Origin of the sequence: uncultured Psychroserpens sp. (assembly GCF_947492715.1) — a bacterium.
Classification (GTDB): Bacteria; Bacteroidota; Bacteroidia; order Flavobacteriales; family Flavobacteriaceae; genus Psychroserpens.
In genome coordinates this window covers 428,850-451,892 of record NZ_CANLNS010000001.1, presented here as the reverse complement: position 1 = coordinate 451,892, position 23,043 = coordinate 428,850, and the positions used below count along the sequence as shown (strand labels likewise).

General features: G+C 33.5%; 25 protein-coding genes. 15 read left to right on the top strand and 10 right to left on the bottom strand.

Annotated elements, in window-relative coordinates; translation table 11 throughout:
* Positions 1 to 27 precede the first annotated feature (27 nt).
* From mvaD to Q0787_RS02080, 4 genes are all read left to right on the top strand, one after another.
* Positions 28 to 1,107: a diphosphomevalonate decarboxylase gene (mvaD, locus tag Q0787_RS02095; RefSeq protein WP_298900551.1), complete on the top strand. Its 1,080-nt coding sequence runs from the start codon at positions 28 to 30 to the stop codon at positions 1,105 to 1,107.
* Positions 1,108 to 1,202: 95 nt separating this feature from the next.
* On the top strand, positions 1,203 to 2,132 hold the full coding sequence (locus tag Q0787_RS02090; protein WP_298900549.1) for a mevalonate kinase: 930 nt from the start codon (positions 1,203 to 1,205) through the stop codon (positions 2,130 to 2,132).
* A gap of 10 nt (positions 2,133 to 2,142) precedes the next feature.
* Positions 2,143 to 3,045: a geranylgeranylglycerol-phosphate geranylgeranyltransferase gene (locus Q0787_RS02085; protein ID WP_298900548.1), complete on the top strand. Its 903-nt coding sequence runs from the start codon at positions 2,143 to 2,145 to the stop codon at positions 3,043 to 3,045.
* Complete coding sequence (locus tag Q0787_RS02080; protein ID WP_298900547.1) at positions 3,045 to 4,004, top strand: carbon-nitrogen hydrolase family protein; 960 nt, start codon at positions 3,045 to 3,047, stop codon at positions 4,002 to 4,004. The genes Q0787_RS02085 and Q0787_RS02080 overlap by 1 nt, the downstream gene beginning before the upstream one ends.
* Before the next feature lie 26 nt (positions 4,005 to 4,030).
* On the opposite strand, the gene Q0787_RS02075 is transcribed toward Q0787_RS02080, so the two are convergent.
* Positions 4,031 to 5,221 (bottom strand): hypothetical protein, encoded by a 1,191-nt coding sequence (locus tag Q0787_RS02075; RefSeq protein WP_298900546.1) that lies wholly within the window; start codon positions 5,219 to 5,221, stop codon positions 4,031 to 4,033.
* Positions 5,222 to 5,323: 102 nt separating this feature from the next.
* On the opposite strand from Q0787_RS02075, the gene Q0787_RS02070 reads away from it, so the two are divergent.
* Positions 5,324 to 6,190 carry a pseudouridine synthase gene (locus tag Q0787_RS02070; RefSeq protein ID WP_298900545.1) on the top strand — a complete coding sequence of 289 codons (867 nt, stop codon included), beginning with the start codon at positions 5,324 to 5,326 and terminating at the stop codon, positions 6,188 to 6,190.
* On the opposite strand, the gene Q0787_RS02065 is transcribed toward Q0787_RS02070, so the two are convergent.
* From Q0787_RS02065 to Q0787_RS02055, 3 genes are read right to left on the bottom strand one after another with little or no spacing between them, the layout of a single operon-like run.
* Positions 6,185 to 6,544 (bottom strand): MmcQ/YjbR family DNA-binding protein, encoded by a 360-nt coding sequence (locus Q0787_RS02065; RefSeq protein ID WP_298900544.1) that lies wholly within the window; start codon positions 6,542 to 6,544, stop codon positions 6,185 to 6,187. The genes Q0787_RS02070 and Q0787_RS02065 overlap by 6 nt on opposite strands.
* On the bottom strand, positions 6,541 to 7,554 hold the full coding sequence (locus tag Q0787_RS02060; RefSeq protein WP_298900543.1) for a transglutaminase domain-containing protein: 1,014 nt from the start codon (positions 7,552 to 7,554) through the stop codon (positions 6,541 to 6,543). Before Q0787_RS02060 ends, Q0787_RS02065 begins: the two co-directional genes overlap by 4 nt.
* Before the next feature lie 16 nt (positions 7,555 to 7,570).
* Positions 7,571 to 7,999 (bottom strand): carboxypeptidase-like regulatory domain-containing protein, encoded by a 429-nt coding sequence (locus Q0787_RS02055; RefSeq protein WP_298900542.1) that lies wholly within the window; start codon positions 7,997 to 7,999, stop codon positions 7,571 to 7,573.
* 338 nt (positions 8,000 to 8,337) lie between these two features.
* Between Q0787_RS02055 and Q0787_RS02050 the strand changes: the two genes are divergently transcribed.
* Both Q0787_RS02050 and Q0787_RS02045 read left to right on the top strand, forming a co-directional pair.
* Positions 8,338 to 8,655, top strand: a complete 318-nt coding sequence (locus tag Q0787_RS02050) for a hypothetical protein (RefSeq protein ID WP_298900541.1) — start codon at positions 8,338 to 8,340, stop codon at positions 8,653 to 8,655.
* A 303-nt stretch (positions 8,656 to 8,958) separates the two neighbouring features.
* Entirely contained in the window at positions 8,959 to 9,297 is a 339-nt protein-coding gene (locus Q0787_RS02045) for a hypothetical protein (RefSeq protein WP_298900540.1), read from the top strand.
* A gap of 13 nt (positions 9,298 to 9,310) precedes the next feature.
* Here Q0787_RS02045 and Q0787_RS02040 read toward each other — a convergent pair whose 3' ends face one another.
* Genes Q0787_RS02040 through Q0787_RS02015 form a run of 6 tightly spaced genes read right to left on the bottom strand, consistent with a single transcriptional unit; the run spans position 9,311 to position 16,345 of the window.
* Positions 9,311 to 10,705, bottom strand: a complete 1,395-nt coding sequence (locus Q0787_RS02040) for a mannosyltransferase (RefSeq protein WP_298900539.1) — start codon at positions 10,703 to 10,705, stop codon at positions 9,311 to 9,313.
* Positions 10,705 to 12,195: a cellulose synthase family protein gene (locus Q0787_RS02035; protein WP_298900538.1), complete on the bottom strand. Its 1,491-nt coding sequence runs from the start codon at positions 12,193 to 12,195 to the stop codon at positions 10,705 to 10,707. The genes Q0787_RS02040 and Q0787_RS02035 overlap by 1 nt, the downstream gene beginning before the upstream one ends.
* Positions 12,192 to 12,890, bottom strand: a complete 699-nt coding sequence (locus Q0787_RS02030; protein ID WP_298900537.1) for a glycosyltransferase family 2 protein — start codon at positions 12,888 to 12,890, stop codon at positions 12,192 to 12,194. Before Q0787_RS02030 ends, Q0787_RS02035 begins: the two co-directional genes overlap by 4 nt.
* Positions 12,887 to 13,435: a hypothetical protein gene (locus Q0787_RS02025; RefSeq protein ID WP_298900536.1), complete on the bottom strand. Its 549-nt coding sequence runs from the start codon at positions 13,433 to 13,435 to the stop codon at positions 12,887 to 12,889. The genes Q0787_RS02030 and Q0787_RS02025 overlap by 4 nt, the downstream gene beginning before the upstream one ends.
* 10 nt (positions 13,436 to 13,445) lie before the next feature.
* Entirely contained in the window at positions 13,446 to 15,044 is a 1,599-nt protein-coding gene (locus Q0787_RS02020) for a 4Fe-4S dicluster domain-containing protein (protein WP_298900535.1), read from the bottom strand.
* Positions 15,045 to 15,046: 2 nt separating this feature from the next.
* Positions 15,047 to 16,345: an FAD/NAD(P)-binding oxidoreductase gene (locus tag Q0787_RS02015; protein WP_298900533.1), complete on the bottom strand. Its 1,299-nt coding sequence runs from the start codon at positions 16,343 to 16,345 to the stop codon at positions 15,047 to 15,049.
* Between the two features lie 205 nt (positions 16,346 to 16,550).
* Here Q0787_RS02015 and Q0787_RS02010 point away from each other — a divergent pair, with 205 nt between their 5' ends.
* The 8 genes from Q0787_RS02010 to Q0787_RS01975 all read left to right on the top strand — a co-directional run bounded on the left by Q0787_RS02010 (position 16,551) and on the right by Q0787_RS01975 (position 23,040).
* A complete protein-coding gene (locus Q0787_RS02010; RefSeq protein WP_298900532.1) occupies positions 16,551 to 17,258 on the top strand; it encodes a DUF547 domain-containing protein in 708 nt (235 codons plus the stop codon).
* A 31-nt stretch (positions 17,259 to 17,289) separates the two neighbouring features.
* Positions 17,290 to 18,159, top strand: coding sequence for a hypothetical protein (locus Q0787_RS02005; RefSeq protein ID WP_298900530.1), 870 nt, complete (start codon positions 17,290 to 17,292; stop codon positions 18,157 to 18,159).
* Positions 18,160 to 18,195: 36 nt separating this feature from the next.
* Positions 18,196 to 19,194 carry a glycoside hydrolase gene (locus Q0787_RS02000; RefSeq protein ID WP_298900529.1) on the top strand — a complete coding sequence of 333 codons (999 nt, stop codon included), beginning with the start codon at positions 18,196 to 18,198 and terminating at the stop codon, positions 19,192 to 19,194.
* A 62-nt stretch (positions 19,195 to 19,256) separates the two neighbouring features.
* On the top strand, positions 19,257 to 20,522 hold the full coding sequence (locus Q0787_RS01995) for a POTRA domain-containing protein (protein WP_298900528.1): 1,266 nt from the start codon (positions 19,257 to 19,259) through the stop codon (positions 20,520 to 20,522).
* Between the two features lie 39 nt (positions 20,523 to 20,561).
* Entirely contained in the window at positions 20,562 to 21,254 is a 693-nt protein-coding gene (locus tag Q0787_RS01990) for an NUDIX domain-containing protein (protein WP_298900526.1), read from the top strand.
* Positions 21,255 to 21,317: 63 nt separating this feature from the next.
* The gene (gene prs, locus Q0787_RS01985) at positions 21,318 to 22,154 is read left to right on the top strand and encodes a ribose-phosphate diphosphokinase (protein WP_298900525.1); all 837 of its coding nucleotides are present in this window, start codon (positions 21,318 to 21,320) and stop codon (positions 22,152 to 22,154) included.
* Positions 22,154 to 22,573 (top strand): hypothetical protein, encoded by a 420-nt coding sequence (locus Q0787_RS01980; RefSeq protein ID WP_298900524.1) that lies wholly within the window; start codon positions 22,154 to 22,156, stop codon positions 22,571 to 22,573. The genes prs and Q0787_RS01980 overlap by 1 nt, the downstream gene beginning before the upstream one ends.
* 50 nt (positions 22,574 to 22,623) lie before the next feature.
* Positions 22,624 to 23,040 (top strand): ADP-ribosylation/crystallin J1, encoded by a 417-nt coding sequence (locus tag Q0787_RS01975; RefSeq protein ID WP_298900523.1) that lies wholly within the window; start codon positions 22,624 to 22,626, stop codon positions 23,038 to 23,040.
* Positions 23,041 to 23,043: the final 3 nt, after the last annotated feature.

Below are 23,043 nucleotides of genomic sequence, written 5' to 3'. Positions count from 1 at the left end.
TTATCTTTGTCAGCATAAATTTGGCAAATGACTGTACAAGATTTTATTTCAAAACCATATCTTAAAACTTTAGAAACTGGACGTTTTACTTGGTCATCGCCAAGTAATATTGCTTTAGTCAAATATTGGGGAAAGAAAGAACATCAAATTCCAGAAAACTCGTCACTAAGTTTTACTCTAAATCAGTGTAAAACAATAACCTCACTTAGTTTCTTTAAAAAAGAAACTGATGAAGATTTTTCCTTTGAAATCTATTTAGATGGCGACAAAAAAGAAGATTTTAAACCCAAGATAGAAACGTTCTTTAAGCGCATTGAAGTCTATTTGCCATTTTTGAAGACGTATCATTTTAAAATAGAAACGTCAAATACGTTTCCACATAGTTCAGGTATTGCATCTTCGGCCTCTGGGATGAGTGCCTTAGCATTATGTTTAATGAGTATAGAAAGAGAACTTTTAGAAGACGTCTCAGAGGAATTCTTTAATAAGAAAGCATCATTCTTAGCACGTTTGGGATCTGGAAGTGCTTGCAGGAGTATAGAAGGGCCAATTGTAGTTTGGGGAGCACACGACATAATTAAAGGAAGTAGTGATTTATATGGCGAAAAATATCCCTATGCAGTACACGAAAATTTTGATAATTATCAGGATACTATTTTATTGGTAGATAAAGGAGAGAAGCAAGTAAGTAGTACTGTTGGTCACAATTTAATGCACGGACATCCATTTGCAAATGAACGTTTTCAACAGGCAGCGCAACATATGTCTAGACTTCAAATTACCCTTGAGACAGGAGATTTAGATGCCTTTATCAAGATAGTTGAAAGTGAGGCATTAAGCTTACATGCGATGATGATGACAAGCATGCCATACTTTATTTTAATGAAACCGAATACTTTGGAAATCATCAATAAAATTTGGCATTACAGGAAAGCAACCAACTCTAAGGTGTGTTTTACCCTAGATGCAGGAGCAAACGTTCATGTGTTATATCCTGAAAATGAAAAGGAAAGCGTGCTTCAATTTATTAATAATGAATTGGTTGCATATTGTCAAAACGGACATTATATTAGAGATCAAATTGGATTTGGAGCACAATTAATTTAAAGCCAATGTCAATAATTTACCATGGTCTTAACTATGGATTATAAACCAAATAGTATAATAATACGTATATTTGTTAAAGCCAATTGCTTAAATACATGAAAGGACCTCTTTTTTATTCAAAAATCTTACTGTTTGGAGAGTATGGAATCATTAAAGATTCTAAAGGTTTATCCATTCCATACAATTTTTATAATGGCGCCTTGAAGACCGATGAGAATCCGTCTGAAGAAGCCATCAAATCAAATGAAAGCTTAAAACAATTTGTGTCGTATTTAAAAGACATGGATGATGAATTAGTGACTTTTGATATGACGGCGTTAAATAGAGACGTAGAGGCAGGAATGTATTTTGATTCTTCAATTCCGCAAGGCTATGGCGTTGGAAGTAGTGGCGCGCTAGTGGCAGCGTTTTATGATAAGTATGCCCATAATAAGATTACAGTTTTAGAAAATCTTACACGTGAAAAATTACTAAAACTCAAAGTGATTTTTTCTGAAATGGAGTCGTTTTTCCATGGAAAATCTTCTGGTTTAGATCCATTAAATAGCTACTTAAGTATACCTATTTTAATCAACTCAAAAGATAATATTGAAGCTACAGGGATTCCTGCACAACAGGCAAATGGCAAAGGCGCTGTGTTTTTACTAGACTCTGGAATTATTGGTGAAACAGCACCTATGGTTCGTATTTTTATGGAAAACATGAAGCAAGAAGGATTTAGAAGTATGTTGAAAGATCAATTTATTAAACATACAGATGCTTGTGTTGAAGATTTCTTAAAAGGTGATATTAAGTCATTATTTAAAAACACAAAACAGTTGTCTAAAGTTGTGTTTAATCATTTTAAACCTATGATACCGAAACAATTTCATGAACTCTGGAAAAAGGGAATTGAAACCAATGAATACTACCTTAAACTTTGCGGTTCTGGTGGAGGTGGTTATATCTTAGGTTTTACTGAAGATATTGATCGCGCTAAGCAATCTCTTAAAGATTACAAATTAGAAGTGGTTTATAACTTCTAAAATTCCATTTATGTTTTCTCGTAGACAAAAACATATCTTGCTGAAATTTTTTAGCATGTTTTCTGTCGTTCGCGGTTATAATATTCTCATTGTAGTCATTGCCCAATATTTGACTTCTATTTATATTTTAGCCCATGATAAACCTCTCAAAGAAGTGGTTTTTGATATTAATTTATTGATGCTGGTTTTAGCGTCTGCAGCAACGATTGCGGCAGGTTATATAATTAATAATTTCTATGACTCTGAAAAAGACCTTATTAATAGACCTAATAAATCAAAACTCGATAAATTAGTAAGTCAGAACACAAAGCTTTCGTTTTATTTTGTGCTTAATTTTTCGGCTGTAATTATGGCAAGTTATGTGTCTTTTAAAGCCGTGTTGTTTTTCTCTATCTATATTTTCGGAATCTGGTTTTACTCACATAAATTGAAAAAACTTCCCTTTATAGGCAACTTAACTTCGGCCATATTAACGATTTTACCATTTTTTGCAATTTTCCTGTATTACAAGAACTTCGAATCTGTTATTTTCGTTCATGCCATCTTTTTGTTTTTAATCATTTCTATGCGTGAGTTAACCAAGGATCTCGAAAACATGAAAGGAGATTTATTGTTAGATTACAAAACAATACCTATTGTTTATGGAGAAAATGCTTCAAAAATAATGCTTACCATATTGGTTGTGCTTTCAAGTATACCAATTTATCTGTTACTTCATAGCTATCATGTAGGGCATATGTATTTGTTTTTTTACTTTTCTGTAATTTTACTCTTGGTTTTTCTACTATTGTTATGGAAATCTAAGACTAAAACACATTATTTAATACTTCATAATATTTTGAAATTTATTATTGTGGCTGGTGTGTTCAGTATAGTTTTAATTAATGTAAATGTTGTTTTAAATCGTATCTAATGAATCATACTCTTAAAGTGGCCTTGGCACAAATTTCACCAGTTTGGTTGAATAAAACAGAAACTCTGAAGAAGGTTGAACAAACAATTATTGAAGCTGGCGAGCAAAACGCAGAGCTTATTGTTTTTGGTGAAGGCTTAGTTCCTGGATATCCGTTTTGGTTGGCACTAACAGGTGGAGCAGAATGGAATACAAACGTAAATAAAGAACTACACGCCCATTATGTGAGTAACTCAATTACTATTGAAAAAGGAGACTTAAAGACTATTTGTGAATTAGCAAAACAATATGGTATTGCCATCTATTTGGGCATTATTGAACGTCCGCTTGATAGAGGAGGTCATAGTGTTTATGCATCGTTGGTTTATATTGATAATAGCGGAACTATTCAGTCTGTTCATCGTAAGTTGCAACCAACATATGATGAGCGTTTAACATGGTCTCCAGGTGATGGTAATGGACTACGTGTACATCCTTTAAAAGATTTTACGCTTGGCGGGTTAAATTGTTGGGAGAATTGGATGCCTCTACCTAGAGCAGCACTCTATGGTTTAGGTGAAAATGTTCATATTGCTGTGTGGCCAGGAAGTGATCACAATACGAAAGATATTACGCGATTTATTGCAAGAGAATCCCGTTCGTTTGTGCTTTCCGTATCTAGCTTAATGACTACTGATGATTTTCCAACAGATACGCCAAATTTAGATCAAATTTTAAAGAAGGCTCCTGAAATTTTAGCCAATGGTGGCAGTTGCATTGCAGGACCAGATGGCGAATGGTTAGTAGAGCCCGTCTTACATAAAGAAGGATTAATTTGTCACACATTAGATTTTAACCGTATCTTAGAAGAGCGCCAAAATTTTGATCCTGTTGGGCATTATTCTAGACCAGATGTTACCCAGTTATCAGTAAATCGCGAACGCCAATCTACGGTCTCTTTTAAAGATAAAACATCTTAAGTTGCCAGTGCTATTTTGGTAACTTGTTATTCAAACGCCCAGCTTACTTTTTTTAAACCAGACCAGTTGCTATAAAGGGGTACACCTGCTGTAATGTAAAGCAAATAAATATCATTATTGTGCATACCCATCCCCCAAGTGGCTTGTGTATCATCAAATACACCATAAGACTGCTTTAATGTTGGATTTTCTGGATTGGATACATCAAGAATAGACAAATCACTTCGGCCTGTGTTAACAAAGATAAGTTCGTTGGTAGCGTCAAAGGTCATTTGGTTGGCATGACCAGGACTATTAAACCATAGGTTTCCAAGAGTGTTACAATCCCAAGGATTCCACCATCCAATTAATTCTTCTTGTCCTAACGTTGTAATGTCCCATATTTCAAAACCACAATAATCTACGGCACAATAGGCTAAATTACCGCTAACAATAATGTTATTATAAGCCTTTGGTGTATTTTCGATAGCAGCAAAATTGTGAAAACTTCCAATTTCCATAGGAAACTCTTTATCGGAAATATCAATGATACGAATACCGCCAGCATCATAACATAAGTACATAGTATTTCCTACAACAGTCATACCTCTTGCGTTAGGTATTTGTAAGCCATCTGGATTTTCAACTGGGTAATTTAGATCTGGTGTATAGTTAGATTTTTCTGTAATCTGTTGTGGATTTTCAATATCAAGTATGAATATGCCAAACTCCATGGCGCCTAAGTATGCATAATTGCCTTGCACAGCTACTATGGCACTTCCACCAATTGTTGTATCACTTTCCCAGAGCCCTTCAACAACGGGGTTTGTAGGATTCTCTACGTTTATAATTGCTAACCCAGCTTTTGAACCATTGGCGCCATCAAAAAAATCACCTAACGCGATGTATAGATAATTTCCCTTTTGGACGATATTCATGGCATGAAGCATATAAAGATCCGTAATTGGAACTTGAGCCGCCTGAGTTGGTTCTTGATCGCCATTATCATTTAAAATTAATAATCCACCTCCTTTAGCGACTAAGAACAGAAATGGCCTGTCAAATTCATCATAAACCATAGCTTGTGGTAAAAATGTAGGTATTTCATCTTCCCATTTCAACGTTAATGCTATATCAGTACTTATAGGACCATCATCTGTTGGATTTGTATTTGAATCGTCTGATGAAGAACAGGAGGTAATTATTAAACATACAAAAATTAGAATAAGATGTTTCATAATGCTTTGATTTACAATGATGATAGCAAACAATTTACAAATTTAATACCAAAATAGGTTTTAACTTAAGGTTGAGGTATCTTTGCGCAAAATTTAGTCATTATGAGCAGACAACAAGGACGCGGTGGAAAAGGTAAAACTTCAGGTAGAGGAGGAGATAAATCGGAACATAAAAAATCAGGTAGAGGAGGTGACAAAGGTTTTGTTAGAGGTCAAACGTCTCAAAAGAAAAAAAACTCTACAGGGACAAAGAAGTCCAATCCAGATGAAATTAGATTAAACAAATACATTGCTAATTCTGGTATTTGCTCTCGTAGAGATGCCGATATGCATATTTCGATTGGAAGTGTTACAGTGAATGGAAAAGTAATTACCGAAATGGGTTATAAAGTTAAGCTAGATGATGAGGTGCGCTTTGATGGTGCTCGAATCAATCCAGAAAAGAAGACCTATGTATTGCTTAATAAACCAAAAGGTTTCGCTACAACAACGAGTGAGAGCAAAGGTCGAACTGTTATGGATTTGGTATCAAATGCAACTAATGCACGCATTAAGCCTATTGGGCGATTAGGAAGAAACTCTACAGGTTTGTTACTTTTTACAAATGATGATACTGTTGTTAAGAAATTTACTAATTCTAAAAATGGTGTGTCTAGATTGTTTGAAATAGAGCTCGATAAAAACTTAAAATTTGAAGACTTCAAAAAGATACAGGACGGGTTTAAAATTGAAGGGAAACTGATATCTGTTGAGGAGGTAAGTTATATAGATGGTCAACCTAAGACTAAGATTGGATTAAGGATTAAGAATACTGGAAATTCTATTTTACATACCATTTTTGACTATTTGAAGTATGATATAATAAAGGTAGATTGTGTGCAAATAGGTCACTTAACAAAAAAGGATTTACCACGTGGGCACTGGAAACATTTAACACCGCAGGAGGTAAATACCTTGCAGATGTTATAACTTTTGAAGTTGAATTTTTTCTTTTTTTGTTAGTTTAGAGACGACTAAACCGTAGGAAATATCGAGCCATTCATATAATAAGGTATTTGGAATGGATCCATCCATTATGACTTTACTCCAATGGTTTTTACTGAAATATGAAGGTTCTTGAAGTGAAGCATATTCCGCTCTTAAGTCATCAATGGTTTCTGGAACACATTTTATACTAAAACTAGAAAAAGTGTCAATATCTGTTGCAGTGAACATCTTCCCCATTACCTTAAATACGAGAATATTCTGAAGTTTTGGAAAAGGCAAGGATTCTGTAACACCTTTTTTTGATAGACAATATGTTCGATAGTCTTCTATATTCAACTTTTTACTTTTACTGTATATGTAGAAATTAGGTCGTCACCTATATATAAATGTACATCGTAAAAACCTGTAGTATCAAAAAGATGTTCTAAGGTTAATGATTTTTCATCTATCAATGTCGATGTGGGCTTTATCTTTTTATTGTTGTAACCATTGTCTATTAAAAAACGAATTTTATCAGGATCAACGTCCTGATGAAGTTGGTACTTAAATAGAACAGTGTCATTCTTCTGAATGATATGGTGCATTTTTTTTGGAGTTACATGTTCGGTTAAGTTGGTATAGGCCTTACCATAAATTACTGGTGCAGCCAAAAAATCTTCAAAACTAGGTTGCTCTCCTTCTAATAGTGTCCATTTAAGATCTAAAGGAAAGTGATTTACGGCAAATAACTGAGGATTGGTTAGAAACATACCATCGTTATATTGAAATTTAAATACATTAGTCTCTGGGTTTGGAATTCCGCTAGCCCATGTTGGATCACATAAATACCATTTGCCATTTAGTTGTATCGCATTCCATGAATGATTTGGAGCATTGAGCCTTTCAATATCGGTCATGCTTGTACGCCCAAAACCATGAACAATTTCGCAATCTAAGTTGGCTAATTTAGCAAGCTCCTGCACAATGTAGGCATAGCCCGTACAAATGGTTCGTTTTTGTTTTAAGAGCTTACGAAAGATGACTTTTTTAAAACGGTCATTCCATGCACTAAGTTTAAGACTGTCATTTTTAAATTTATAGCGTTTCCTTTTGTTTTTTAAATAGAGACTATAATCATTAGCTATATTAGTGCATACCCAAAGATAGATGGCTCTAAAACGTTCTACATCTGTATCTAAGTGAGACGTTAGCTTTTGTGTGAGTTGAGGTAAATTATAAAGCCCTTCATCCTTACAAGCCATTGCAGTACTATCTGCTTTTCGAAAATTGATATGATCAAAATCAGATAGTTGGGCATATGATGGCCATGCAACTATGAAGAGCAATACATATAGCCTTGTTTTCATTTAAACAATGCTATGTTTAGTTTTTAGAACGCTTAGATTTGTATGGTTTATCTGTAGATACGGCTCCCATAATTTCTACCAAATCAGACGATAATATTAAATTAATAAACGTCGTTTCTGCATCAATCTTAATTTCTTGTTTTTCATATCCTAAGAAACTAAATATCAAAGTGTCCCCTGGGTTTAATGCCCTCGGAAATGTAAATGCACCATTTTGATCTGTAACAGTACCAACTTTACCGCCTTTAAGCACGATATTAACTCCAAGTAATGGCCCTTTGTCATCGCTAACCTTACCTTTAACGGTTAATTGTTGATCAACAACAGAAGCAGTAACAGCGGCTTGTGTTTGAGCATACACAGGATTGGTGATTAGGGCAGCCATCATCACTATTCCCATGAGACCTAAAGCTTGTGTAATTCTTTTCATCTTTAGTGTTTTCATAATTATATTGTTTTGTTTACATCAAATCTAAACACTCTGTGTTTTACATTAAACTAGTATTGAGTGTGCGTAACACTCTGTTTAGCGAAAATACATTCTCATTGAGTGAAATTTTAATAAAAGTATGAAATCTAGAGTGTTTTAGGAAAAAGTAACTCAACTTTAACGTAAATCAACAGTCTATATTTAATCGAAATTTAATCTTCAATTTTTAAGTATTGACCAAAATAATATACTTTAGATTAAATTATTTTTATAATTTTAACTAGCTATTAATATATTCAAATTTAAAAAAGGGAATGCTATATCTTTAACTGCAACCTACTAGATATACGATTATGAATAAACGAGATAACCTAAAACGCGTTATTGTTGATTTTAAAAAATTAACACCAGAAATTTTAGCTTTATTAGTTGAAAAGTATCCGTATGGATATGATGATGGACATATTATATCGTTTACAAATGCTAATAAGGAAATTGTTGAGGCCGTTGAGGTGACTACCGAAGACACCAAATACTTGGTTAAGGTGAGTACAAAACTTGCGACAACAATGGAAAACTATGATGAAGAGGATTATGAAGCGTTCGATAATGATGACCCAGAAGCGGTTCAAGACCCAAAACATCACGATGATATAACTGATGATGACTAATAGAATGCTTCTTTATATAACTAAAGGCTAAGTAAGAAACCTTAGAATTGAGTTTTAATGAGATTATTTTGTTTCATGTTATGAGGCCAATATTGTTATGTCTTTAACAAAAATAGAGTGGTACACACGACTTAAATTTCACTTAATAATTGCGATCGATTTAATCTAAACCGTCGTGAGGAGCGTATATATTATATCCCACATGTAAGTCATCATGATGATATTACTAAAAGCGCTTTCGGACTTGAGGTGGCAAAATTCCGAAGAAAATAAAACAATTTTCAACGCTCAAAATCTATTAAAATGAAAAGAAAATCAATTGCCAGCCTACTTATTTTATGTTTCCTAACAGTTACCGCAATGTTACCAATGCAAGACACCAGAACTTTCGAAGGTGTCTATGATGGCTATAATGAGAATGGCTATAATTTTATTGGAATTAATACAGACGGAGAACAATTTACAATGACCTTTCAAAAGGTAGATGAATCACTTTTGAAATCGTTTGATTTAAGATCTGAAGTACTTATTGGTTCTAAATTTAGTGGTACATATAAGACACTTATAGAACCTAAACAAGACGAAGATGGTTATGAAGAAGAGGTGGAGATTCATACAATTATAGCCCTAAAAAAACTATAATTTTATTATCGATCTATGATGAGGCCAACTCTTTTGGGTTGGCTTTTTTTATGAAAACTTCCCAAATAAAAACACCATATACAATGACATACTCTAGCGTGATGATCCATAAATTTTCAGACTTATCGGCTTTATTAAGATTGATGTAGGCGAGATAACTTAATATAACTATAAAACTCCATACCACTGGGAATTTGTAGTTTGTGAATAAACCTAAAACTAATAATGTGGCTATATACCAAGGATGTACAGTTGTGCTTAAAAATAAGTAAAATGCAAAGGCAAAAAGCATGTGCTTAATAAGTGTTTTAGTGTCCATTGTTTTTTTATAAAACGCCAAAATCATTACAAACGAAAACACTAAAATTGGCAGTATTTTACCTATAACTGCAATTTCATTATAACCTCTAAACCAATAGCCTATTGTTCTGGCGAGATAATATATGCTTGCATTAAATTCGAATTTTTGAAACCAAAGACCTACTGTTTGGGCGTAGTTGTTTACAAATTCTAGAGAGAAAAAGGGTACAAATAATAGCATTGTAACACCCGCAATTATAGTATAAAACAATAGCAACTTTTTAAAATTAAAAATGGGCGTTGTTGTCGAATCGTTGGAAGATGTTTTATTAAACCACATAAAAAACAAGGGTAAAAACAATAAAGGAATCAATTTAACCGAAATAGATAGAGCAAATACAACTGCAGCCCATTTCCAGCGGTTTTTATGAAGTAAATATAAACCCCAAACGAGGAAGAATATCATAACGCCTTCAAAATGTAAATTACCTGTTAGTTCTATAATAATAAACGGGTTAAGTATATACCAAAAAATATTTTTTACTGGGATGTTTAATCTATCGAGCAAACGCTTTCCAAAGAATAATGTTCCAAAATCGGCCGCAATAATCAAAAGCCGCAAAACGAGTGCCGAACCTAAAACACTATGACCAGAAAAGAGGGCAGCAATTGTAAAGCATAGTTGATTAATTGGTGGATAATTGGTGTAGTGGCTTCCATTGAGTTCTCCCATACCAGCATACAAGGTTTCTGCTTGAGCAACGGGTAGGTCAATTCCTGTTTGAATATACGACTCTGGCGTTGTTAAGTACGGATTGAAACCTTCTAAAATCATACGGCCATCCCAAATAAATCTGTAAAAATCTTGAGACAAATTTGGAATCGCCAGAATAAAAACGGCACGACTTAAAAAAGCTAACCACGTTAAGAACTTTAACTGGTTTTTTGAGTATTTCAGAAGTAGAATAAAAGCCAGCCATAGCAAGCAATATAACACTATAAGTTTTGTATAGTTTGTTCTAACGAGATCGTATGCAAATAATAGATAAAGACATAAGCTAACAAAAGCAAGCACTAATGGAATCTTATACGCCTTCCAGAATTGCATTACACTTTAGATGTTAGAGATTTAAAAAAGACATAACCAAACCCAACAAATAACATAAGGTGAAAAGGAAATAATCCAAAATCACCACCTTGATCACCAACTACAAATGCGTAGTATAAACCAAATCCAAAGTAGAGCATAAGAAGGCCTTCTACTGCGACATTTAGTGATAGCTTTTTACGCAAATATTTATTGCCCTTCCAAGAATCTTTAATGGTACTAATATTAAATTTAGGTGTTCTTACAAATTCACTTCTTTTACCCATATGGCCTTCTAGAACAGCAATAGAATTGTGAAGAGAGAAGCCCATTGCTATTGAAAAAAATGTAAAGAACATACCAATATAACCAAAGAACCTTTTAAACCCGCTACCATAAATTTGTTTGTACATAAACCAATAACAAATAAAGAAGATTACGGTACTCATCACGAAGAAACTCATGAAATAAAAATAGAACCTCAGGTGTGCATATTCGTTTTTAATGTATAGCATTGGAATACTTAACACAGCAACTATAAATACATTTAAAAACATGGTACTGTTTAATAAATGAAGTAAGCCATGCACTTTGGTTTTTGTAGATATATTTTTAGACTTTATTACACGCCAGAGCATCTTTCTAAAATTCTCAGCACCACCTTTATTCCAGCGAAATTGCTGAGAACGGGCAGCACTAATAACCACAGGTAACTCTGCAGGTGTTTCAACATCTTCAAGATATTTAAATTTCCAGTTTTTAAGTTGGGCTCTATAGCTTAAATCTAAATCTTCAGTTAAGGTGTCACCTTCCCAATTTCCAGCATCGATAATACATGCTTTACGCCATACACCAGCAGTTCCATTAAAATTTATAAAATGACCTTTACTGTTTCGTCCCACTTGTTCTAAGGTGAAATGTGCATCTAAAGCAAAAGCCTGAATTTTGGTAAGAATAGAATAGTCTCTATTAATATGTCCCCATCGTGTCTGAACGACACCAATCTCTGGTTCCTTAAAATAAGGAATTGTACGTTTTAACCAGTTTTTCTTTGGAAGGAAATCGGCATCAAAAATGGCAATAAATTCGCCTTTAGCAATTTCTAAACCCTCTTTAAGAGCTCCTGCCTTGAATCCTGTTCTATCGGTTCTAGTAATATGCTTAATATCTAAACCTGTAGTCTTTAATTTCTCAATTTGGGCTCGTGTAGATTTAACAGTTTCGTCTGTAGAATCATCAAGTACTTGTATTTCTAGTTTATCTTTTGGATAATCAATAAGTGCAATATTGTCTAGAAGACGTTCCATAACATACATCTCATTATAAACGGGCAATTGTATGGTTACCAAAGGGACTTCATTAGGATTTGACAAATCAAAAGTCTCACAATCCGTATCTACTTTCTTTGATGATAAATAATTAAAGAGCAAATTAAGTTGTGCCAAGGCATACATAAAAATTAGTATGATAGCAATGGTATAAATGACAATTATAGTCGTTTCAAGAATCATTTTTTAAAACTGTATTTAAAAATCCAACCAAGAATTTTAACGCCTGCAAATATAGCACCTTTTACCGTACCTGAAACTTTTGAGACACCTATTCTATTTCTGTAATTTACAGGGATTTCTGTATAACTTAATTTTTTACGTAATGCCTTTAGTTGCATCTCAACTGTCCATCCGTAAGTTTTGTCTTCCATATTGAGTTCTAGGAGCTTACTATATTTAATGGCTCTAAAAGGACCTAGATCTGAAAATTTAGCTCTAAACAATAGCATCATAAGCGTTGTAGCTAACCAATTTCCAAAGATTTGAGGTAATGTCATTGATCCTTTTTCTCGTAATTTTTTTACACGAGCTCCAATAACAAAATCGATATTGTTATCTATAATAGGTGCAACTATTTTGGTTAACTCTTCAGGATAATCGCTGTAATCGCCATCTAAAAACACCACAATATCAGGTTGATTAGAGGTCTTGAGTTGAGCGATATAATCCATTCCTTTTAAACAGGCGTAGCCATAACCTCTTTTGTCCTCGCTAAGTACTGTTGCTCCAGCATTTTTCGCATTAATTTCAGTGTCATCGTTAGAGTTATTGCTTACCACAATTACCTCACTTACAATGTCTGGAACATCCTGTATAACATGTGCAATAGAATCTGCCTCATTATATGCAGGAATAATCACTTTGATATTGGTCATTGAAGATCTTTTAATCTGTTTTCTTTTCTAAATGAGCGATAATCTGTCCATTCCTTGATTTTTTTTCCCGCGGAAAATTTAACGGCAGAGATTAACTTCTCGTTTTTATACATGAGGCAATATCCGTTTTTTATATTATTTTCTAACTGACATTTATGATTTATTTTTTCATTAGAATCATAAAACAACCACCATTTGTTTTTCTTTCCATTAACATAATGACCTTCGCTTTTAATGGTTCCGTTAAATCGGTATTCTTTCCAATATTTAATTCTTTGACCTTTACCATAATGGCCTTCATCTTTTAACTTTCCATTGGTATGGTAAAATTTCCAATATTTAATTTTTTTATTATTGGCATAATGACCTTCACTTTCTAATCGACCATTGTTATGGTAGAATTTCCAGAAATCCACTTTTTGATTGTTATTAACCCATCCTTCAGAAGCTAAAGTTCCATTGTCAAAATAATTTTTCTGATAGTCTCTTTGGGCATAACAACTAAGGCTAAAAAAAACGAGAAATAAGATGGTTATGTGTTTCATGTGCTTAGAATTATTTTTGATTAACCAAATCCATAAGGTCAACATCATTTCCTAATAATACCTCAGTCGGATTAATTCTCCCTTTCATACTATCATTCTCTAATTTTAATACACCTCTTGGGCAAACAGCAGAACAAATTCCACATCCAACGCAACTTGAGCGTACAATATTCTCTCCTTTTTGAGCATAATGTCTTACATCTATTCCCATTTCACAACTGTTAGAACAATTTCCGCAAGAAATACATTGCCCACCATTAGTTGTAATTCGAAATTTAGAAAATAAACGTTGTTGGAATCCAAGAATTGCAGCCATTGGGCATCCAAAACGACACCAAGAACGACTTCCTAAAATTGGATAAAAACCTGTTCCAATAACTCCTGAAAAAATAGAACCAATATAAATACCATAAGCCGATCTTAAATTTCCTGCTTTTACATAAAATACGTTTTCATTAGTACCTGTTAGATGCATAGTGATTAATATAGCTATTACAGCAAATAAACCTATGGCACCATATTTCGCATCTTTGCCTAATTCTTGTCTTTTAAAAAGCATAACTCCTGCAAATACAACAGTCAAAAAGCCAATAACCAAAGCAATGAAAACACCTCTTGTTAACCAAAAGTCATTACTATCATAGCCTAAATAGGTGTAAACCATAGCTGTTGTCATGACTACAGAAAACACCAAAACAAGATGAATTAGCCAACGTTCCAATTTCCAAGCAGACATTTTTTTAGAGGATAATTGTCTAAATGAATCTCCTGCAGTTTCTGCCAGTCCACCACATCCACAAACCCAAGAGCAATACCAACGTTTTCCAAATTTATAAGTTAAAATTGGGGTGATAACAAATATGGAAATAATCCCAAATAAGATTAAGGCTAAACCAATACTTCCGTTTGATAAGAAGCCATTTACAGACCATTCGTCAAAAATATAATAGTTAAGCGGCCATACACTCTTTAAATCGTAGTATGGTAAGTCGTTATTCATAACATACATAAACTCCGGAATCAAAAAGGCAAAGCCTAATTGAAAGAACATCACAGAAACCGTACGTATTTGTTGATAGCGATTATGTCTGTATTTCAAGATAAATTTATAGCCAAATGCTAAAATAGCTACAGTATATAATGCTCCATATACAAACCATTGGCTTGCGTTTCTGCCGCTTAACAACTGACTTAATGGGTCAAATAAACTAACCAAGCCTGTGTTGTTTGCATGGTCCTTAGTTGCAGTATCTAAACCTAAATATTGTGGGTAAAAGTAAAGTACAATATAAAAGGTTGTTAGAATAACACCTACAATCCAGCCCCAAACACCTCGAGAAGAAATAGATTTAAACCAAACACCATCATTTTTAATACCTTCAAGTTTGGTTAAATAAGCATCTCTAGAATAGACTACTATTCCTATGGTTATTAAACCTAAAGCTAGTGTCAAGAACACGCCTTTATTAGGGAAATTTGTATTAAAAAGGGCCAATGCTAAAATAAATAGCCCAATGATGCCTATCGCTAATGCTACTTTTTGTTTTGTTGAAATATTAATGGCATCAGGTTTAGCTAATGACATACTATGATTTAATTTATTGCTCATGATTATGCGGTTTGTAGTTGGTTATTATAAGCCGATAGGACTTCGGTTTCATAATGGCTGTAAAATTCTGGGTCGAAATTGGCTTCAGAAAGATGGTTTATAACATAATCAACATCTCTATTTTCGGTAAGCCATGTGTCAAAAGTTTCATGTCGCATTCGTATTCCGAACGTGTTAATACCCACGAATTGGTTTGTAGAGATGTCGTATTCAATGGTAATGCACTTTGTGTCGTCGGCATGTCTCCAATGAAAATGAGCATGACCTTCTTTTGGTTTTGAGAACACCCAGCCGTAAGTTTGATATTCAATATCTAAAAATTTAGCCGAATTAAACCAGTGTCCTGGTTTGTATTGAATGCGATTTCCACAAATGGTTTGTGCTAATGTTTCTCCCATCATACGTCCTGTGTACCAAACGGCTTCAATAGGTCTTCGGTTTCCTATGGCTTCATGTTGTTCAGCGCAATCGCCAATGGCATAAACATCAGGCACATTAGTTTCTAAGTATCGATTAACTTTTACACCTCTCCCAGTTTCAATGTTCGATGATTTTATAAAGTCAATATTTGGTGATACACCTGCTGTTAATCCTACAACATCACATGCAATTTCCTCTCCAGTTTCTTCAATAATAACAGACTTAACTTTGCCGTTACTGTCACTTTTGATTTCTTTTAGATTAGTAGACAGTCTTAAATCTATATGATGGTTTTTAATATGTCTATTAATCATGACGCTTTCTCCTTCTGGTAACACGCCATTCCAAAAACTTGATTCGCGTACTAAAAATGTAACAGGAATATTTCTAGAATTTAACATTTCAGCAAGTTCGATACCAATGAGACCTCCACCAACAATAACAGCTCTTTTGCATACTTTGTTGTTTGGTGCATAGGCTTCTAAGTTTTCTAAATCTTGTTTATGGTACATGCCCATAACACCATCTAGATCTTGTCCTGGCCATCCAAATTTATTTGGTTTACTTCCTGTTGCTATCACTAATTTGTCATAGGTAAGGAGGTCACCATCATCAAGAGCTAGTGTTTTTTTATCGGTGTCTATATGTTGCACAAAGGCTTTACGAAGGTCTATGCGATTCTTTTTCCAAAACCAATCTTCATAGGGTTGCGTATGCTCAAACTTCATATGACCCATATAAATATACATGAGGGCCGTACGCGAGAAAAAATAATCTGTTTCCCCAGAAACTATTGTGATTTTTTTGTCGGAAAGTTTTCTAATATGCCTTGCTAAAGTAACACCAGAAATTCCATTTCCTATAATAACGATATGCTCCATAATTTTTTGGTTGTTATGACGATTCTGTCGTTACTAAAGATAAGAACTTAATCCTGCTTTCTAATTTATATCTGTTTTAAATTAAAGTCATCTTGTAAGGTTTTCTTCAAAAGTTAGACGCAGAAATTTTTTTAAAATCCTTGTAAGTAAAGGGTTTTTAAACGACTTAGCGATTGTAAAATTTTTAATTTAAGATAATCGAATCATGAAATATAAATTAGTTATTCTATCGTTTTTTGCGAGTTTAAACTTTGGTTTTTCTCAAAGTACTTCAGAATTTTTTAAAGCTGCAGATGCATTTTTTAAAACAAATGTTTCAAACGGAAAAGTGGCTTATTCTAAAATTAATAATAATAAAGAAGCCTTAAATACCTTGGCGACACTAGCCGAAACGGTTTCGGTATCAAAAAATGATGCTAAAACCTATCAAGCCTTTTGGATTAATGCTTATAATATTTCGGTAATTAAAGGTATTATAGATAATTACCCGATAAAATCGCCATTAGATAAAAAGGGTTTCTTCGATAAAACCAAATATAAAATTGCAGGTGAAACTATTACACTTAATGACATCGAAAATAAAAAGCTAAGAGCTCAATTTGGTGATGCACGCTTTCACTTTGTTCTTGTATGTGGAGCTGTTGGTTGTCCGCCATTAATTAATAAAGCATACCTGCCAAATACATTAGAAGCGCAGTTGCAAAAACAGACCGAAATAGCACTTAACAATTCTAGCTTTATTAAGGTTAAAAAAAATAAAGTTGAACTTTCAGAAATTTTCAAATGGTATAAAGAGGATTTCGTTAAAAAAGGAACTGAAATAGACTATATAAACACTTTTAGAACCGATAAAATTGCACCTAAATCTAAGGTGTCATATTACACCTATAATTGGAATTTAAACAAACAATAAAAAGAAAAATAAACAACCAAAAAAAATTGAAATGAAAAAAATAATCACATTAATAGCCATTGTAAGTATTGCGTTTTCTGGATTTGCTCAAGACGATCAGGATGCCGAAAAAAGTGTAATTCAAGAATATACACCTTCAAAATTATTAAATAAAGGACAATGGGATATTAAATGGTTTAATAACCTTTATACACAAACCGAAAGTACATTTTCTAATGGAGAAGAACCTAGACAGACGTTCTTTACATCAACATTAGATGTTTTTACTGGTATTTCTGAGCAGAGTAACTTTAATGTTGGACTACTATTGGAATTTCGTTCTAATGTTATTAACGATAGAAGTGCTTTAGATGTATTCTCATTTGACGGTGAACGAGGTACTGCACGTTCTGGTTTTACATCGTTTGCACCAGCAATTAAGTTTAATCCAATAAAAAGTGTGAGCAATTTTACAATTCAAACCGCTTTCCATATTCCTTTGGTAGATAATGAAACTGAAGACAATGTGTTTTTAGATCAGAAAGGATTTATATTTCAAAATAGATTTTTCTATGATTACACATTTCCTGGAGATAAATGGCAAATATTTACAGAGTTAAACACCGAGTATAACTTTGGTAAAAAAGAAGATAGCTTTGCTAATAATAGTTTGAATTTAACACCAGGCGTGTTTTTGAGTTACTTCCCAAGTCAGAAATTCACAATTTTAGGATTAGTGCAGCATTCGCAACGAATTGATACAGGTAATGATTTTGAGCAAGATTTCACAGCTGTTGGAGGAGGTGCCAAATATCAATTAAGTAAAGTTTTAAACATCGAAACCTTATATACCAACTTTGTTCGAGGAAATAATACAGGTCTCGGACAAACATTTAACATAGGCTTAAGAGCATTATTCTAGTCTTTAGCATTAAATTAGGAGTCTAAATTAAATCTTATGACACTATTTAGACTTCTAATTTTACTATGTATTGTTACTTCATGTAGCGCTCAGCCCGAAAAAATTAACGGTTTGAGTTTTGTAGCTTCACCCATTCCCATAGACGAAACCCATACAAAACCTGTGGTTAATGTAGGTGCTAATTATGCAGCTATTATGCCTTTTGGTTTTATCCGAAATTTAGGACACCCAGAGATTGTTCATAACACAGATAGACAATGGTTTGGTGAAACAAGATCTGGAGCCAAACAGTATATAGAGCAACTTAGGAAGAAACACATCAAAATAATGATTAAACCCCAAATTTGGGTTTGGCGCGGTGAATTTACTGGCTATATTAAAATGTCTAATGAAGCCGATTGGAAAACACTTGAAGAATCGTATTCCAAGTTTATACTAGAATATGCCCATTTAGCAAATGAAACAAAGGCAGAAATCTTTTGTATAGGTACAGAACTGGAAAACTTTGTGAAAGAACGACCAAATTATTGGCATAATCTCATTAAAAAAATCAAAACCATTTATAAAGGAAAGTTAACCTATGCCGCAAATTGGGATGAGTTTAAACGTACACCATTTTGGGGAGAGCTCGATTATATAGGTGTAGATGCTTATTTTCCAGTAAGTGATAAGAAAACACCAACTATCGAAGATTGTAAAGCGGGTTGGCAAAAACATAAAACAACTATCAAATCACTTTCAGAAACACATGCTAAACCTATTTTGTTTACTGAATATGGCTATCGAAGTATGGACTTTACAGGAAAAGAACCATGGGAAAGTGATCATACCATAAAATCGTTAAACTTTGAAGGACAAACCAATGCGACTCAAGCATTGTTTGAAGAATTCTGGAGCGAAGAATGGTTTGCCGGAGGTTTTATTTGGAAATGGTTTCATAATTATGAAGAGAGTGGTGGAGAAAAAGACAACCAATTCACACCTCAAAATAAACCCGTTGAAACGGTATTGCAAACATTTTATAAAACCGAATAAAAACACAAAAATTTACGTAAGGAAATGTGATGTAACCGACCAAAGAGTCTAACAACTATCACATGAAAACAGTAATCACTTTACTACTATTATTCGCTTCTACCTTAGCCTTTACTCAAGAAGCTACAGTAGCCGATTTAAAAGTACAAGGACATAAAAAATTGAAGGCGTCTTTTGTCAAAAAAATCTCAAATATAAAAGCAGGTTCAAAACTGGATTCTTTGGCTATTGAAGCCGATATTAAACTATTGAAACGTCTGCCATCAATTGCACATGCTTACTATCAAGTTTTTCCCGCAGATGAAGAAAATACATATAACGTATTTTATAATATTGAAGAGAATTTTACAATTATCCCATCTGCAAATGTCTATACCACAAATGATGATGAATTCGCGTATCGCTTAGGTTTATATGAGTTTAATCTCTTTGGTCAGAATATGACGTTTGGTGGATTTTACCAAAAGGATATTTACGACTCATATGCCTTAAATTTTAGAGCACCTTATTTGTTTTCGAGACAATTTGGACTAGCTGTTAACTACCAAAATTTAACAACACAAGAACCCGTGTTTTTTGATAATACAACATCAGATTATAAATACAATAATGAGTCTATAGAGTTTTTAGCATTGTTTCAGCTTAATTTTAATAACCGATTCGAGTTTGGATTAAACTATTTTACCGAAGATTATGAATATAAATCTGGTGCTACTAGTCCAAACGTGCCTCAAGAATTACGAGTGCATAAGTTGCTCTATAAACTAATTTATGAGTACAATAACTTAAACTACGATTATCAATACGTTGAAGGGTTTAGAAGCATTTTTAATTTTCAGTATGTTACTTCGAGAAATGAAGCACAGCTACCTGCCTTCTTAATAGGGTGGAATGATTTTCAATATTTTAAGCGCTTTGGTAATAAAGGAAATTGGGCGAGTAGATTACGTTTAGGTTTAGCAACCAATAACGACACACCTTTTGCTCCTTTTTCAGTAGATAATAATTTAAATGTTAGAGGCGTTGGGAATACTATTGATAGAGGTACTGCTGCTATCGTACTGAATACAGAATATCGTCATACACTCTATGAAAAAGACTGGTTTTCATTACAAGGAAATGCATTTATTGATGCCGGAAGTTGGCGTAATCCAGGAGGAGACTTTGGTGATTTTAGCGATTCACAAAATATACGCGTCTATCCGGGACTTGGTGTAAGATTTATTCATAAGAAAATCTTCAATGCTATTTTTAGGATTGATTATGGATTTGGAGTGACCAGCGACGCAACTCAAGGATTGGTTTTCGGAATTGGACAGTATTTTTAGTTTTATCACTATATTTGTGTTTATAATACACAAAATGTAATGGGGCTAAGTCAAGATATCAAAGTTGCAGTAGATGCTGTAGTTTTTGGTTACGAATCTAAAGGAAATTTATCTGTTTTATTAATTAAGAGAGGTGTAGACCCTTACAAAAACTCATGGGCTTTACCCGGTGGATTAGTATTGGAAAACGAATCTTTAGAAGCAGCTGTAAAGCGAGAGCTCAAGGAAGAAACAGGTGTTAAGATTGACTATTTAGAGCAGTTATATACGTTCGGAAAACCAAAACGAGATCCTCGAAATAGGGTCGTATCTGTAAGTTACTTTGCATTGGTTAAGCCAAATCACTTTAAGATTAAAGCCGACACCGATGCCGATGAAGCACAATGGTTTCCAGTTAGCAAACTTCCTAAGCTAGCCTTTGATCATAAAACAATATTTAATACTGCCGAAAAACGCTTAAAAGGAAAACTACTCTATCAACCTATTGGTTTTGATTTACTAAATGCCGAATTCCCCTTTTCAGATTTAGAACATTTGTATGCTACTATCCTTGGACGTGATATTGATAGAAGGAATTTTAGAAAAAAAATTAAGAGCTTTGGTTTTGTAGAAGAAACCAATAAAATGCACCAAGAAGGAAGCGGCAGACCTGCCAAACTTTTTAAATTCAATAAGAAAAAATATGATGCCTTAGTGGATGATGGTTTCCACTTTGATATTAAGTTTGTGTAATTTTTACACAAAATATTTTGTCGATTCACTTATTCCTTTTACATTTGTGTAAAATTGACGCAAATGATTTTAAATTTAGATCCTTTATTTACTCCTTTAGGACAAAAAAATGCTATTGAGTTTGATAGTTTTACGTTTTCTGGTGGAGAACCTCATATTAAAATTCAATCAGATTTGACTGAAATTAATGAGGTATTCATAACCACACGTATTCAGTCGTTTAATGATCTCGGATTTCTACTCATTACAGTTGATGCACTAAGACAAATTGCAGTGAAAAACATTCATTTGTTTTTGCCCTATATGCCTGGAGCTCGCCAAGATCGTGTCATGATTCCTGGTGAATCATTATCAGTTAAGGTATATGCAGACTTAATTAATGGCTTAAACCTAGAATCTGTTACTGTGTTTGATCCGCATTCTGAAGTTACTCCGGCTTTACTTAATAATTGTAAAGTGCTTAGTAATCATGAGTTTATAAAGTATGTAATTAAGGACATTGATACCGAAGTTATTTTAGTTTCTCCAGATGGAGGAGCATTAAAGAAAATTTATAAGGTATCAGAGTTTTTGGGTGGTTTAACGGTTGTAGAGTGCTCTAAAAAGCGAAATGTGAAAAATGGAAAACTCGAAGGTTTTAAAGTCTATAAGGATGATTTAAAAGGGCAACCTTGTTTAATTGTTGATGATATTTGTGATGGCGGCGGGACATTTGTTGGCTTGGCAAAAGCACTAAAAAAAACAAATGCAGGTGATTTATATTTAGCTGTTAGTCATGGGATTTTTAATAAAGGTACTCAGTTACTAAACGAACACTTTACTAAAATATACAGCACAAATAGCTTTAAGGATTTGAATGAAGAAACCGTCGAGCAACTTAAATTAAAAACACTATTGTGATGGCTTTAATAGTTAACAAACCTTATAGTAGTGGGCCTTATTCGGTTGTCGATTTTATTGCAGGCGGACATATGTTTTATTACATCTATGAATTTGTGTTAACCATTTTAGATCGAAAATATCTAAAACTAGAACCTCATATTATTGAAAACCGTTGGATGGATGATTTTGATATTAATCGCCTCAAAGACATGAGATCTAATCTAGTGTCATATGCTATTAACGAAAGAGGATATATGATGTTTTCAATTGGTGATGAAAACTATATGGGACGACTTACGAATAACGATACTCTGGTGTTCAGCGTGCAGGGTAAACAAGGATTATTTAGTAGATGTTATAGCTTAAAGCCAGAACAGAAAGGCTCATTAGAAAGTAATTCATGGCGGCATCAAAATGGTAGGAAATTTACATTGTAAATAGGATCCTATTGCCATGAGGATTATCAAATTTATAATAGAAAATAAAAATGAAAACAAGAACATTATATAGACCTATTGGAGAAAAAGAATTAATTCTTATTTCTGACAGTAACTTTACTAGATTTCCACCTAGATTGGAGTGGCAACCTATATTTTATCCTGTTTTAAATGAGGCTTATGCTAGTGAAATTGCATCGCAATGGAATACTAAAGATGAGTTTGGCAATTACCTTGGTTTTGTCACAGCGTTTGATATTTCCGAAGCAGAGTTTTTAAAATATAAAGTGGAAAATGTAGGCGGTAAAATTCATAACGAATTATGGGTGCCTGCTGAAGATTTGGAAACCTTTAATCAAGCAATTATTGGTTCCATAAAAATCACTAAAGTTTTTGTTGGATACCAATTTAAAAATTCAGAGCACCAAATTGTGAATGAATTTTTAGAAAAATTAAAAGAAGCATAACTA

Excerpts from the sequence above, each read along its gene's own strand:
- mvaD (WP_298900551.1), top strand. The coding sequence starts at position 28 with ATGACTGTACAAGATTTTATTTCAAAACCATATCTTAAAACTTTAGAA.
- Q0787_RS02090 (WP_298900549.1), top strand. The coding sequence starts at position 1,203 with ATGAAAGGACCTCTTTTTTATTCAAAAATCTTACTGTTTGGAGAGTAT.
- Q0787_RS02085 (WP_298900548.1), top strand. The coding sequence starts at position 2,143 with ATGTTTTCTCGTAGACAAAAACATATCTTGCTGAAATTTTTTAGCATG.
- Q0787_RS02080 (WP_298900547.1), top strand. The coding sequence starts at position 3,045 with ATGAATCATACTCTTAAAGTGGCCTTGGCACAAATTTCACCAGTTTGG.
- Q0787_RS02075 (WP_298900546.1), bottom strand. The coding sequence starts at position 5,221 with ATGAAACATCTTATTCTAATTTTTGTATGTTTAATAATTACCTCCTGT.
- Q0787_RS02070 (WP_298900545.1), top strand. The coding sequence starts at position 5,324 with ATGAGCAGACAACAAGGACGCGGTGGAAAAGGTAAAACTTCAGGTAGA.
- Q0787_RS02060 (WP_298900543.1), bottom strand. The coding sequence starts at position 7,554 with ATGAAAACAAGGCTATATGTATTGCTCTTCATAGTTGCATGGCCATCA.
- Q0787_RS02055 (WP_298900542.1), bottom strand. The coding sequence starts at position 7,999 with ATGAAAACACTAAAGATGAAAAGAATTACACAAGCTTTAGGTCTCATG.
- Q0787_RS02050 (WP_298900541.1), top strand. The coding sequence starts at position 8,338 with ATGAATAAACGAGATAACCTAAAACGCGTTATTGTTGATTTTAAAAAA.
- Q0787_RS02045 (WP_298900540.1), top strand. The coding sequence starts at position 8,959 with ATGAAAAGAAAATCAATTGCCAGCCTACTTATTTTATGTTTCCTAACA.
- Q0787_RS02040 (WP_298900539.1), bottom strand. The coding sequence starts at position 10,705 with ATGCAATTCTGGAAGGCGTATAAGATTCCATTAGTGCTTGCTTTTGTT.
- Q0787_RS02035 (WP_298900538.1), bottom strand. The coding sequence starts at position 12,195 with ATGATTCTTGAAACGACTATAATTGTCATTTATACCATTGCTATCATA.
- Q0787_RS02030 (WP_298900537.1), bottom strand. The coding sequence starts at position 12,890 with ATGACCAATATCAAAGTGATTATTCCTGCATATAATGAGGCAGATTCT.
- Q0787_RS02025 (WP_298900536.1), bottom strand. The coding sequence starts at position 13,435 with ATGAAACACATAACCATCTTATTTCTCGTTTTTTTTAGCCTTAGTTGT.
- Q0787_RS02020 (WP_298900535.1), bottom strand. The coding sequence starts at position 15,044 with ATGAGCAATAAATTAAATCATAGTATGTCATTAGCTAAACCTGATGCC.
- Q0787_RS02015 (WP_298900533.1), bottom strand. The coding sequence starts at position 16,345 with ATGGAGCATATCGTTATTATAGGAAATGGAATTTCTGGTGTTACTTTA.
- Q0787_RS02010 (WP_298900532.1), top strand. The coding sequence starts at position 16,551 with ATGAAATATAAATTAGTTATTCTATCGTTTTTTGCGAGTTTAAACTTT.
- Q0787_RS02005 (WP_298900530.1), top strand. The coding sequence starts at position 17,290 with ATGAAAAAAATAATCACATTAATAGCCATTGTAAGTATTGCGTTTTCT.
- Q0787_RS02000 (WP_298900529.1), top strand. The coding sequence starts at position 18,196 with ATGACACTATTTAGACTTCTAATTTTACTATGTATTGTTACTTCATGT.
- Q0787_RS01995 (WP_298900528.1), top strand. The coding sequence starts at position 19,257 with ATGAAAACAGTAATCACTTTACTACTATTATTCGCTTCTACCTTAGCC.
- Q0787_RS01990 (WP_298900526.1), top strand. The coding sequence starts at position 20,562 with ATGGGGCTAAGTCAAGATATCAAAGTTGCAGTAGATGCTGTAGTTTTT.
- prs (WP_298900525.1), top strand. The coding sequence starts at position 21,318 with ATGATTTTAAATTTAGATCCTTTATTTACTCCTTTAGGACAAAAAAAT.
- Q0787_RS01980 (WP_298900524.1), top strand. The coding sequence starts at position 22,154 with ATGGCTTTAATAGTTAACAAACCTTATAGTAGTGGGCCTTATTCGGTT.
- Q0787_RS01975 (WP_298900523.1), top strand. The coding sequence starts at position 22,624 with ATGAAAACAAGAACATTATATAGACCTATTGGAGAAAAAGAATTAATT.